The organism is Burkholderia sp. AU33423, assembly GCF_002223135.1.
GTDB lineage: Bacteria > Pseudomonadota > Gammaproteobacteria > Burkholderiales > Burkholderiaceae > Burkholderia > Burkholderia lata_D.
Map to the genome: position 1 here is coordinate 1 of NZ_NKFH01000010.1, position 12465 is coordinate 12465.

Sequence of the window (12465 nt, forward strand, 5' to 3'; positions counted from 1 at the left end):
TTGCCTGATGACCATAGCGAGTCGGTCCCACCCCTTCCCATCCCGAACAGGACCGTGAAACGACTCTACGCCGATGATAGTGCGGATTCCCGTGTGAAAGTAGGTAATCGTCAGGCTCCCTAAGCCAAGAACCCCCGCCCGAAAGGCGGGGGTTTTTGCATTTGGGCGATGGAAATGTATGGGGGATCGGGATGGCGGCCGTGTTCTTTAGCCCGAGATCCCGTGGAAGAAACGCTTCGATGGACTCCCCGCTCAAGAAACGACGACCGTAAATTCGACTCCCGATTCAAAGTCCAGGGTCATGCTCGAAAACCGCGGGTCGTTGTCGAGGTAGTGCTTGTACGGTCGAACGGCGTCCTCTGCTGTGTACATGTTGTCGGCCAGTACGACCGATCCCGGGCGCAGCAGGCGCTCGATCTGCCTGAACAGTTTCAGATAGGCGTCGGCCCATACATCGATGAACACCATGTCGAAAGTGCCTTCCAGTTCGGCGACGGTCTCGAATACGTCGCCCTCCCGCATGTCGACATAGGCGTCCAGGCCCGCCGTCCCGACGTGATCGCGCAAGCGTGTGAACTTGAGCGCATCGCATTCGGTCGCGACGACCACGCCACGGCCCAGCGTGCGTAACGCCTCGGCGAAATACAGCGTGGATACGCCGCATGAACTGCCGAGTTCAAGGATTCTGGCCGGTCGTTGCGAGAGCACCATGTTGCGCAAGAATCCGCCCGTTTCCGGCGACACGGCCAACGATAGCGGACTGCCTTCGGGGGAATCGAAGTCGTCGCTGGACAGCCCGAACGTTTCGAGAAACCGCCCTCGCAGACGGGGCGCGATCGCTTCGTATTCCTCGGCTAACGACAGAAAATCCTCGTTCGATCCCTGGAACTGCGCACGGGCGCGGGCGACAATTTCGGTCCGGCTCTCTTCGTGGAGCCGCTGCAGAAGAGCGAAGGTGGATGAAGCCATGTGCGTTCCTTGACGAGATTGATCCGGTCGACGAGGTATCCAACGACAGCCTCTCCCGTCAGGGCTTTTGCGCTGTCGCTCGATATCGGCGATACATGGATGTTGTTATGCCGTTCGGGCGAGCGTGATTGCGCGTTCGGGGCACGCCGTCACACACAGTCCGCACGACCGGCACGCGTACGCATTCGGCGTATAGGCAACCTTCATTCCATGCACGCGCTGCTTCAGGCGATGCATCAGATCAAGGCCGAGGTAATCGACTTTGTCGATGCGCCGGATCTCGAACACGTTCTCGGGACAAACGGCAACACAATCCCCTTTGCCTTCGCAACGTTTCAGATCGACGACCGGCGCAATCACACCCGGCTTCTGTTTGCAGTCGCCCGTTGATTTTTCGCGCACGTTCACTCTCCCGTGGGCCGGTTGCTGCCGGATCGCCACGCGGTCCGGAAATGCTCGCGTTCCTCGGGGGTCATGGACTCCCACTTGCGCCAGTGGCGTCGACCGCGCCAGCCGTGATGTCCGCGGAATCCACCAAACAGGATGCGGCTCAACACAAGCAGGCCCAGCGCATGGGCGAAGTCGATCGTACGGGCGCCGACGAATAGCGCCGGAATCACCCAGTTCCATAACATCATGACGACCCATCCGAGCACGCCTATCGCGATCAACACGAGAAGCGCCTTGCCTGCACATCTGATTCGGAAATTCATCTGTCGATTCCTCTAGGTGTTATCCAGTTCGTCATAAATGGGCTGCAGTCGGGCACGCAGATGCAAGACCGCATAGCGTTTGCGAGCGAGCAGCGTATTGAGCGCGACACCGCTTTGTGCCGCCATTTCCTTGAAGGACTGACCTTCCAGCTCGTGTGCGATAAAATACCTCACGCTGATTCGTCGGCAACTCGTCGAGCGCATCCTGCAAGGCCTTGAGCACTAGCGTGCGCGCGTACCGTGCTTCGGGGCCGGCATCATGCGCCGGTAGCGCGAGGTCCAGGCGATACTCATCGTTTGCGTCATCGTCGACCTCGGACAGATCGGTCAGCGGCTGCTCCTTCTTCTTGCGAAAACGGTCAACGATGCGATTGCGTGCGGCACGAAAAAGCCACGCGCTTGCCTGTTCGATTGGCGCAGGAAGTCGATACGCCTGTACGAATTCGTGAAACACATCCTGCAGGATGTCCTCGGCATCGTCCGGGTCGCGAATCCGACGCCGGATGAAATTCACTAGCCTCGATCGTTCACGCATCACTGTCGCTGTGATGTCGCGGTCTGGGTCGGTCATCATGTGCGAAGTGGGTGGCGATTCCATGCGCTTGAAGACGTTTCGGGCGCGCGAATATTGTGGCGAGAGCAAAGAAATCTGCTGCTGAACGCGTCGGCCTTGCGGTAATACCCTTTATCGCCGGCTAAGCCGGGAGTGCACATATCGTCGGCGGCTCGTCAAACACGCGTGCCGGAGCGGAATCGATGCCTGATCCCGTCTCTCGGCTTCAACACGCTGAACGAGATGCCGTCCTGCGGCCGCCCATGCGGAAGTCGACCGGACCGCGAGGCAGATAGACCTTCAACCCTTCGGCGAACCGGAACATGGCAACCTTCCGAGTATCCGGACGAGCGTTGCCAGTTCATCAAGACTCCCTTCTACGCGCCCCAGTCGGCCCCACGGTATCCGATCTTGCCGGATCAGCCCGTCCGTCTCGCACTCCGCGACTCCGCCGATCCGTTGCTCACACTGGTCTGGCCAGTCAGGCCTTAAGTTCCCGCAACCGCGGTCGTTAAACAGGACGTTGCCTGTTTTTGGCAACCCCATTCATATAACGCGGTAACGGAGATCGAAGTCATCATGTTGTCCTCGATTCGTGCACGGATACTCGCGACCTGCGTCGCCATCGTGGTAACGGCGCTGGCCGTCACAGGCGGCCTGGTCTATTACGTCGTCAAGCAACACAACGACGAGGCAATCGACCAGAATCACAAGGCGATCCTCGCCGGGCACGCGCTGGCGATCAATGAATGGGTGGCCAGCAGAGGCCGGGAAACCCAGGCCCTTGCAGACACGATCGCGATCGGCGAGGGCGACCCGCTGCCGGCGCTGAAGTTGCTGGGCAAGTCGGGCGGCTTCGAGGTGCTGACGCTCGGCCTGCCGGACAAGACCGCGTTCTCGAACGTGCCGCTCGCGCCTGGCTACGACCCGACCGCACGTCCGTGGTACAAGCAGGCCGTCAGCGCCGGTAGCCTGGTCGTGACGGCGCTCTACCGTGATGCAACGACCGGCAAGCCGGCGGTTGCGTTCGCGGTACCCGTGGTGCGCGACGGCACGGTGAAGGGGGTACTGGCCGCCAGCCTGTTCATGGAGAGCGTGAGCTCGATCGTGACCTCGGTACACCCGACACCCGCGAGCTTCGCATTTCTGGTGGACAAGAGCGGACGCGTGATCGCGTCGGCCAAGACCGACCTGATCATGAAACCGGCAACCGGTCTTTCGCCGGCACTCGACGCCGACCACCTCGGCGCGCTGCAAACCGCGTCCGAGCCCGTCGCGGTCGACATCGACGGCGCCACCAAGCTGGTGCGGGCCCAGCCGATCGCCGGTACCGACTGGTCCCTCGTGCTCGCGCTCGACAAGGCGGACGTGACGGCCGGCATGCGCGCGGTCGCGACGACGACGCTGGCGGCGATCCTGATCGTGGCCGTGATCGCGGCCGCGCTCGTCGGTGCGATGACGAACGCGGCTTTCAAGCGCATCCTGCTGGTGCGCGACGCGCTGACGGATGTGTCGACCGGCAGCGGCGACCTGACGAAACGCCTGCCTGCCGACGGCGCGGACGAAGCCGCGCAGATCGCGCATGCGTTCAACCTGTTCGCCGAAAAGATCAGTACGATCCTGCTGCAGATTCGCGAGTTCAGCGAATCCGTCAACCTCGCGAGTGCCGAGATCGCGCAGGGCAACCAGGATCTGTCCGGCCGGACCGAACATGCAGCATCGAGCTTGCAGGAAACCGCCGCCGCGCTCGAGGAAATCGCCGGCACGGCTCGCAATTCCGCCGACGCCGCGAGCCAGGTGAGCCGTCTGGCGGAATCGGCGTCGGACGTCGCGGTGCGCGGCGGCACGGTCGTCAGCGAGGTCGTCTCGACGATGAACGAGATCACGCAGGCGTCGAGCGAGATCGCCAACATCGTCGGCGTGATCGACGGCATCGCGTTCCAGACCAACATTCTCGCGTTGAACGCTGCCGTCGAGGCCGCACGTGCGAACGAGCACGGCCGGGGCTTCGCGGTCGTCGCGGGCGAGGTGCGTGCGCTCGCGCAGCGCAGCGCGCAGGCCGCCAAGGAAATCAAGCAGTTGATTCACTCGTCGGTCGAGAAGATCGAGGGGGGCTCGGGACTCGTCCAGACGGCCGGTACGACGATGAACGAAATCGTCGAGGGCGTGCGCAGCATCACGAGCGTGATTGCGGAAATGACCGTCGCTGCCAAGGAGCAGAGCACGGGGCTCGAGCAGGTGAATCAGGCGGTGTCGCATCTCGACAATGCGACGCAGCAGAACGCGGCGCTCGTCGAGCAGTCGGCGGCGGCCGCGACGTTGCTGCGCGAGCAGGCCGCGAGGCTCGCGCAGACGGTCGGCGAGTTCAAGCTCGAGGACCGCCGCGCGATGACGTTGCAGTCAGCCTGAGAAGGGGCGATACCGGGTGCGTCCGGCGGCGGTGCCGACGGACGTTGCAATCAGATCGTGATCCTCAAGATCGGGAAGAACCTGCCCGGGACGACGCTCGATTCCTTTTCGCCGATTTTTTCAGCACCGAGCGCCAGATAGAACGGAAGCGCATTGGGGTCCGCTTCGATCACGAAGCTTCTGATCCCTCTCGCGGCGCTTTCCCTGCGGACCTCTTGCCACAGTGCCCGGGCGACACCGCGGCCCATGTGGTCGGGATGGACGAACAGCCATCCGGGCGTCGGGCGATCCGATTCCGATGCCGCCCGGACCCAGAACCCGATGATTGCTTCGCCGGATTCCGCAACGTATCCGATCGACCCGTCGATCGTCTCCGGCGCAATCGTGAGATCGCTCTGCCACAAGTCGAGCCAGTCCTGCGGATAGCCCCAGTGTGCCTTCGAAATGCGAGCCAGTCGCGTGAGCGCGTCCGCGTCCGTGGTACGGGCAGCGCGTACGGTGAATGCTTGGTGCATCTCGTCTCCTGTGATGGTCGACACCTTCGTCGGGGTGTTGCCCGGCTCGCCTCGACTCAACGCCGGATTCGCGGGGCTTGCCGACTCGAAGGAACGTCGCGCTCGACGCGGCTACGCGACCTGCGATGCATGCCCGGCGACGACGCGCCAGCCGGAGGATGATCGGCGCCAGAGCCGAGTATAGGCAAACGTGCCGTCGAACGCCGTGCCGTCGAAATGGCCGGTGAGTATCGCCTTCGTCGTGGTCAGGATCATCTCGTCGATCACGCGTGCGCGCGTTTCCCGCACATCGAGTCTGTCGAGGCGCAACAGCTTCGCACGATGGGTCGCCAGGTCGTCCTCCTTCGAGATGACCTGTCCGGTCGGAACGGTGAACACAAGGTCGTCGTCCAGCAACGCATCGAGCGCTGCGACATCGTTGGCCAGCATCGCGGCACGAAGCGCGGCTTCGCTGGGTTCGATGGCTGTACGGGTTGCATCCATTTCAGGGCCTCGCATCGTCTCTGAAGGTTTGTGGTTCAGCGCATGCCGGCGAGCAACAGCAGCAACGAAGATACCGCACCGAAGGATACCGTCTACCGCGCGTTCGACAGCGATTGACGCCGGACGAGCATCACCACGCAGATGCCGATCGACGCGATGATGTTGACGGCCGGATAGAACGCGACCGCGACGCTCCACGTGCTCAACGCCAGCAATGCCAGCGCGTACTTGAACACGCACAGCCCGAAATACGCGAGGCTCTCGCTCCACGGATCGCGGATCGTCTTGCGGACGGTCGGGCCGAGGCCGGCCAGCTCGATCAGCGTGACCAGGCAGATCGAGATCGTCGGGTCGTCGGTCAGCATCCACAGCGGAATGGCCGACAGGGCCGCGACCAGGAAAAACCAGTCGACGCGTGTCCAGCCGCGTTCGCCGCGAAAGATGCTCGCCACCAGCGTCAGAAAGCAGGTAATGGCAATGGCTGCCGTGCACCACGCGGACGGCCCGGCACCCGCGACGAACTGGCCGGCAGCCGCGATCGCCGTGACGACCGACCACACGAGCCATGTGAACAGATGCGGGCGAACCGTGCGCCGGTAGATTGCGAGCGCATACGGAATCGCCGCCAGCAAAGACACGGCCGTTCCGATCACGCCAAAGATCGAAGCGGCATCCTGATCGACACTCATCATCGACGCATCCTCATTCGCGCAGGCCGACCAGTATGTGGTCGGACGGGCCGGGGCGCAATGTCGTACCGGCCAGGTGTCGTCGCGGATGACACGTCGAATCTCATCGGAAAGGCGACGCGATCGCGCGCAAACAAACGGCACCGGGATTGCGACGCGGCAGGAAAACCCACTGCACGACCGCGGAATGAATAGAAATAACCTCTTCAATGAGAAGAAAAACTGTTCTTTCGAATCTCATTTTGATGACCGACAGTTTGCCAACCGGACGTCTGCGGCGATGCGCGGCGGTCATGGGCATCGGTCATGCCCGCTGGCGTCATTCGTCGGGTCGGGTTCAGGCGGAGAACAATGCATAAACGCCTGTCGTCAAAACGGAGTCTTGAATGAACCCAACGTCAGCAGAAAATCGTCAGCACGCGGACTGGAGACGTCTCGCGGCGCAAGTGGTCCCGAGAACGCTCGCGCATATCGGCGGCCGCGGCGTGCCGGCCCGAAGCGGCCCGACGTTCGCCGCGATCAATCCGGCGACGGAGGCCGTCATCGCGGAAGTCGCGTCGTGCGATGCACCGGACGTCGACGACGCAGTGCGTGCCGCGCGTCGCGCGTTCGAATCCGGCGTCTGGTCACGTTGCGCACCGGCAGAGCGCAAGCGCGTGCTTTGCCGGCTCGGCGAACTCATCGCATCGCACGGTGCGGAGCTCGCGCTGCTCGACTCGCTCAACATGGGCAAGCGTGTGGCGGACGCGTTCAGCATCGACGTGCCGGCCGCGGGCGGCCTGTTCAGCTGGTACGGCGAAGCCGTCGACAAACTGCATGGCGAAGTCGCGTCGACGGACCCCGGCAACTTCGCGGTCGTCACGCGCGAACCGTTGGGCGTGGTGGGCGCCGTGGTGCCGTGGAATTTTCCGCTCGACATGGTCGCGTGGAAGGTCGCGCCGGCGCTGGCGGCCGGCAACAGCGTCGTGCTGAAGCCGGCGGAACAATCGCCACTGTCGGCATTGCGTCTCGCGGAACTGGCGCTGGAGGCCGGCCTGCCGCCGGGCGTGCTGAACGTCGTGCCGGGCTACGGCGAGACTGCGGGGCGTGCGCTCGGGCTGCATCCCGACGTGGACGTGCTCGCCTTCACGGGATCAACGGCCATTGGCAAGAAATTCCTCGAATACGCCGCGCAGTCGAACATGAAGCAGGTGTGGCTCGAGTGCGGCGGCAAGAGCCCGAACCTGGTCTTCGACGATACGGACGATCTGGACCTGGCCGCACGCAAGGCGTGCTTCGGCATTTTCTTCAACCAGGGCGAGGTGTGTTCCGCCAACTCGCGGCTGCTGGTCCAGCGTTCGATTCACGATGCGTTCGTCGACCGGCTGATTGCGCATGCCGCCGCGTTCATGCCGGGTGATCCGCTCGATCCGGCGAGCGGGATGGGCGCCATCGTCGACGAGCAGCAGCATCGGCGCGTGCGCGAGTAGATTGCTCGCGGCCGCGATAGTGCGACGCTCGCGATCGGTGGAGGCGCGCCGCGCGTCGACGGCAAGGGCTACTTCATCGAGCCGACGATCTTCATCGACGTGAAGCACGACGACGCCATCGCACGCGAGGAGATCTTCGGGCCGGTGCTGTCGGTGATGGCGTTCGACACCGAGGACGAGGCCGTCCGGCTCGCGAACGACTCGATCTATGGGCTGGCCGCGTCGCTCTGGACCGGCAGCCTGTCGCGTGCGCACCGTGTATCGGGGCGGCTGCGTGCCGGCACGGTGTCCGTCAACACGGTCGATGCGCTGAGCGCGCAGACGCCGTTCGGCGGGTTCCGCCAGTCGGGCTTCGGCCGCGATCTTTCGCTGCATGCGATCGACAAGTACACGGGCCTCAAGACAACCTGGATCAGTTACTGATTCGACGCGGCAGGCTGCACGCGGTTGCGCCGCGCAACACGACAACGCTTTTTATCCACAAAACGAACCGGGGACTCGCCCATGAATGCGCCCAACTTTCCGCATCGTACGACGCAAGACTATCAACGCAGCGACGCCGCGCATCACCTGCACGCATTCGTCGACCAGAAGGCGCTGAACGAGGAAGGCGCGCGCGTGATGGTGCGCGGCGAAGGTGTCCATCTATGGGACAACGACGGCAACCGCTACCTGGACGGCATGTCCGGGCTGTGGTGCACGAACGTCGGCTATGGCCGGCCGGAGCTGGTCGACGCTGCCGCGCGGCAGATGAAGGAACTGTCCTACTACAACATGTTCTTTCACACGACGCACCCGTCGGTGATCGAACTGTCGGAGCGGCTGTTTGCGCTGCTCGGCGATCGCTTCAGTCACGTGGTGTATACCAATTCGGGATCCGAATCGAATGAAGTGCTGATTCGCACCGTACGGCGGTTCTGGGACGTGATGGGCAGGCCGCAGAAGAAGGTGATGATCGGCCGCGTGAACGGCTATCACGGGTCGACGGTGGGGAGCGCATCGCTGGGCGGCATGGCGTTCATGCATGAAATGGGCGACCTGCCGATTCCGAACATCACGCACGTGGACGAACCGTACTGGTACGCGAACGGCGGTGACCTGAGCCCCGAGGCATTCGGCAAGCAGGCGGCGCTGTCGCTCGAGCGCAAGATCCTGGAGATCGGTGCGGACCGCGTGGCCGCGTTCGTCGCGGAGCCGTTCCAGGGCGCGGGCGGGATGATTTTTCCGCCGGACGGCTACTGGCAGGAGATCGAGCGCATCTGCCGTCAGTACGACGTGCTGCTGTGCGCGGACGAGGTGATCGGCGGCTTCGGCCGCACCGGCGAGTGGTTCGCGCACCGTCACTTCGGCTTCGAACCGGACCTGATCTGCATGGCCAAGGGGCTGACCTCGGGCTACGTGCCGATGGGCGGGCTGATCATGAGCCGGCGCGTCGGCGATTCGCTGGTCGACAAGGGGGGCGTCTACGCGCACGGGCTGACCTATTCGGGGCACCCGGTCGCGGCCGCCGTCGCACTGGCCAACCTCGACCTGCTCGAGCGCGAAGGCCTCGTCGAGCGGACGAAGACGGATACCGGGCCGTACCTGCAGAAGGCGCTGCGCGATGCGTTCGGCAACCATCCGCTCGTCGGCGAGATCCAGGGCGTGGGTGCGGTCGGCGCGATCCAGTTCGCGAAGAACAAGGCGACGCGCGAGCGCTTTGCGAACGAGGCCGACCTGACCTGGCACAGCCGGACCGTCGGGTTCGAACTCGGCGCGATCGTGCGTTCGACGAACGGCCGACTGATCGTTGCACCGCCGCTGGTGATCGATCACGCGCAAATCGATGAACTGGTCGACACGATGCGCAAGGCCGTGGATGCCACCGCGCGCGAAGTGCTCGGGATCGACTGCTGACGAGGTGAGCGGCGCGCTTTCGTCCGATGAGTGTCGGGCGCAAGCGCGCCAAACCACAGGATCCGGTTCGGAGACGAGTCGACTGCGCGCGGCCACCGGAGTGGCAATCCGGCAGAGCGAAGACCGGGTATCGTGGGCGATGGTCGCAATAAAGCGATGTTCCGCCGGCTGCTTATTGATAAGGAATGCAAATGGCATAGTCGGCAGATCGAAGCGCGCACGCTTTGAGCCAGCCACGTATTCCTGGTCACCCTTCAATCCCCGAATCCACGAACATCACAACAGAAACAAGGAGACGAAATGAGTCAGGGCGAGTCCATTGCTCATCTCGAGGAAAGCACCATCCAGCCGATTCCGCTCACCGAGCGGCACGGCAGCGCGAAGGACCTGTTCACGATCTGGTTCGGGTCGAACATCATGATGCTGACGATCGTCACCGGATCGCTCGCGACCACGGTGTTCAAGCAGCCGTTCTGGTGGGCGGCGCTCGCCACGCTCGTCGGCAGCCTGATCGGCGCGGTCTTCATGGCACTGCATTCCGCGCAGGGGCCGCAGCTTGGCGTGCCGCAGATGATCCAGACCCGCGGGCAGTTCGGGTCGTTCGGCGCGCTGCTCGTGGTCGGGCTGGTCGTCGTGATGTATGTGGGCTTCTTCGCATCGAACTGCGTGTTCGGCGGGCAGGCGCTGCACAGCCTGGGCGCCGGCATTCCGCTCGATGCGGGCGTCGTGGTGATCGGCCTGATCAGCCTGCTCGGATCGATCTACGGCTACAAGCTGATCCACGCGTATGCGCGGCTTTTGAGCTGGTGCTCGGGCAGCGTGCTCGTGCTGGCGTTCGTGTGGATCATCTTCGTGCACGGATTGCCCGCCGATACGTTCTCGAAGCATTCGCTGAACCTGTCGGGCTTCCTGGGTGCGATGTCGGTCGCCGCGCTGTGGCAGATCGCCTATGCGCCTTACGTATCGGACTATTCGCGCTACCTGCCGCCCGATACCGGGCCGCGCACCGCGTTCTGGTCGAGTTACTGGGGCTGCGTGCTCGGCTCGTTCTTCCCGATGCTGCTCGGTTGCCTGGTGGGGCTCGCGACGCCCGACGGCAATGTCGTGAGCGGCCTCACGGGCCTCACGCAAGGGATCAGCGTGCTCGTGATCGTCGTGCTGTCGTTCGGCATCGCGGCCAGCAATGCGATGGAACTGTATTGCGGTGCGCTGTCGGCGATTACCGTGCTGCAGACGCTCTTCCCGTCGTGGTCGGGCAAGGCGCGTGCGCGGGCGATTACCGCGATCGTCCTGTGCGGCATCGCGCTCTCGATCGCGCTGTTCGGGCAGGACAATTTCCTCGCCGGCTACACGAACTTCATCCTGCTGCTGCTGTACGTGCTCGTGCCGTGGACCGCGATCAACCTCGTCGACTACTACCTCGTCTGCCACGGCGAGTACGACGTCGATTCGTTCTTCCGGCAGGACGGCGGCATCTACGGACGCTTCAATACGATCGCCGTTGGCTCGTATTTCATCGGTATCGTCGCGCAGGCGCCGTTCATGGCGACCGATCTCTATACGGGAGAACTGGCGAGCCGGCTCGGCGGCGCGGACGTGTCGTGGATCGTCGGTTTGTCGCTGACGTCGCTCGTCTACTACGCGGGGTGCAAGCTGTTCTCGCGGCCGTTGCAGGGCGTAGCGTGAGCGTTTCCGTGCCGGCCGGGCATGCAGTGTTGACGACTGCCCGCCGCATCATCCGCTCACCACCCCCGGTTCCTCCGCCGCATGCACGTCCCGCCGGAACGCACCCGGGCTCGTGCCCGTCCATTTCCGGAATGCGCGATGAAACGCGCTCGGCTCGGTGAAGCCGAGCTCGGCCGCGATCTCCGCCACGCTGAGCGCATGCCCGCGCAGCAGCGACTGGGCCAGCGCACCGCGCAGCTCGTCCTTGATTGCCGCGAAGCTTTGCCCTTCGCTGCGCAGACGCCGTCGCAGCGTCGCGGGCGTCGTGCCGAGGCGCACGGCCAGCGTATCGAAGTCGGGCCACTCCGCGGCCGGCAGCGTCTTCAGCTGCGCGCGCGTCTTCGTGACCCAGCCCGTATCGTGCCGGTAGCGGACCAGCAGGTTGCCGGGCGCGCCGCGCAGGAAGGTCTTCAGTGCCTGCTCGGAGCGGATCGTCGGCAGCGCGAGGTACGCGGCATTGAACGCAAGCCGGCTGTCGGGCCGGTCGAAATGCACGGGCACGCCGAAGAACTGGTGATAGTCGCTGCGCTGGTCGGGGCTCGGGCACGCGAAGTCGATGCGCTGCAGCGGGATGCGCCTGCCGATCAGCCAGCACGCGACACCGAGCAGGATCAGCCAGAACGTCCGGTACGCGAACGCCGGACAGGGCGCGCCCGTCTGCGTCAGCACGATCTGCGCCTGCCCATCGGCCACGACGAGCTCGCCATGCGGCTCGTCCAGCACCACGCGCAGGAACTGCAGCGCGCGCCGCAGCGCCTTGTCGAGCGTGCCGGCGTGCAGCACCGCATGGCACAGCAGCGTGAAGCTGCCGCGCCGCATCGGGCGCGCGGCAAGCCCGAAGAATTCGTCGTCGAGCGCACCGGCGATCGCGAGCCACAGCCGGCCGTACTGCTGCGGCGTGACGGGCTCGCGCACGGCGGCCGGCAGGCCGGCGGCACGCAGCACGGCCTCCGTCGGAAGGCCTTGCCGGCGCAGGCACGCGAGCGCATCGTCGACGAAATCCGGCGAAATCATCTGCGGCCCCATTTTCCTGCATCCTCCCGA

Annotated in this window: 10 protein-coding genes, 1 rRNA gene and 2 pseudogenes; 5 read left to right on the forward strand and 8 right to left on the reverse strand. The window is 64.3% G+C overall.

Annotated features, from left to right (window positions below; genetic code table 11):
- The first annotated feature begins 3 nt into the window (after positions 1-3).
- Positions 4-116, forward strand: a 5S ribosomal RNA gene (rrf, locus tag CFB50_RS35345).
- A gap of 136 nt (positions 117-252) precedes the next feature.
- Here the strand turns inward: rrf and CFB50_RS35350 are convergent.
- The 4 genes and pseudogenes from CFB50_RS35350 to CFB50_RS35365 all read right to left on the reverse strand — a co-directional run bounded on the left by CFB50_RS35350 (position 253) and on the right by CFB50_RS35365 (position 2280).
- Positions 253-969, reverse strand: coding sequence for an O-methyltransferase (locus CFB50_RS35350; RefSeq protein WP_089449071.1), 717 nt, complete (start codon positions 967-969; stop codon positions 253-255).
- A 105-nt stretch (positions 970-1074) separates the two neighbouring features.
- On the reverse strand, positions 1075-1371 hold the full coding sequence (locus CFB50_RS35355; protein ID WP_089449541.1) for a 4Fe-4S dicluster domain-containing protein: 297 nt from the start codon (positions 1369-1371) through the stop codon (positions 1075-1077).
- Between the two features lie 2 nt (positions 1372-1373).
- A complete protein-coding gene (locus CFB50_RS35360) occupies positions 1374-1682 on the reverse strand; it encodes a hypothetical protein (RefSeq protein ID WP_039343153.1) in 309 nt (102 codons plus the stop codon).
- Between the two features lie 12 nt (positions 1683-1694).
- A pseudogene (locus CFB50_RS35365) lies at positions 1695-2280 on the reverse strand (RNA polymerase sigma factor).
- Positions 2281-2814: 534 nt separating this feature from the next.
- Between CFB50_RS35365 and CFB50_RS35370 the strand changes: the two are divergent.
- Entirely contained in the window at positions 2815-4644 is a 1830-nt protein-coding gene (locus tag CFB50_RS35370) for a methyl-accepting chemotaxis protein (RefSeq protein WP_089449072.1), read from the forward strand.
- A 50-nt stretch (positions 4645-4694) separates the two neighbouring features.
- On the opposite strand, the gene CFB50_RS35375 is transcribed toward CFB50_RS35370, so the two are convergent.
- The 3 genes from CFB50_RS35375 to CFB50_RS35385 all read right to left on the reverse strand — a co-directional run bounded on the left by CFB50_RS35375 (position 4695) and on the right by CFB50_RS35385 (position 6334).
- Positions 4695-5159 (reverse strand): GNAT family N-acetyltransferase, encoded by a 465-nt coding sequence (locus tag CFB50_RS35375; RefSeq protein ID WP_089449073.1) that lies wholly within the window; start codon positions 5157-5159, stop codon positions 4695-4697.
- Positions 5160-5270: 111 nt separating this feature from the next.
- Complete coding sequence (locus CFB50_RS35380; RefSeq protein WP_089449074.1) at positions 5271-5642, reverse strand: nuclear transport factor 2 family protein; 372 nt, start codon at positions 5640-5642, stop codon at positions 5271-5273.
- A gap of 92 nt (positions 5643-5734) precedes the next feature.
- A complete protein-coding gene (locus CFB50_RS35385; RefSeq protein ID WP_089449075.1) occupies positions 5735-6334 on the reverse strand; it encodes a hypothetical protein in 600 nt (199 codons plus the stop codon).
- A gap of 383 nt (positions 6335-6717) precedes the next feature.
- On the opposite strand from CFB50_RS35385, the pseudogene CFB50_RS35390 reads away from it, so the two are divergent.
- From CFB50_RS35390 to CFB50_RS35400, 3 genes and pseudogenes are all read left to right on the forward strand, one after another.
- Positions 6718-8223 (forward strand): annotated as a pseudogene (locus CFB50_RS35390) (aldehyde dehydrogenase).
- Positions 8224-8304: 81 nt separating this feature from the next.
- Entirely contained in the window at positions 8305-9696 is a 1392-nt protein-coding gene (locus CFB50_RS35395; RefSeq protein WP_089449076.1) for an aspartate aminotransferase family protein, read from the forward strand.
- A 300-nt stretch (positions 9697-9996) separates the two neighbouring features.
- Entirely contained in the window at positions 9997-11382 is a 1386-nt protein-coding gene (locus CFB50_RS35400) for a purine-cytosine permease family protein (protein ID WP_089449077.1), read from the forward strand.
- A 48-nt stretch (positions 11383-11430) separates the two neighbouring features.
- Here CFB50_RS35400 and CFB50_RS35405 read toward each other — a convergent pair whose 3' ends face one another.
- On the reverse strand, positions 11431-12447 hold the full coding sequence (locus CFB50_RS35405) for an AraC family transcriptional regulator (RefSeq protein WP_089449078.1): 1017 nt from the start codon (positions 12445-12447) through the stop codon (positions 11431-11433).
- Positions 12448-12465: the final 18 nt, after the last annotated feature.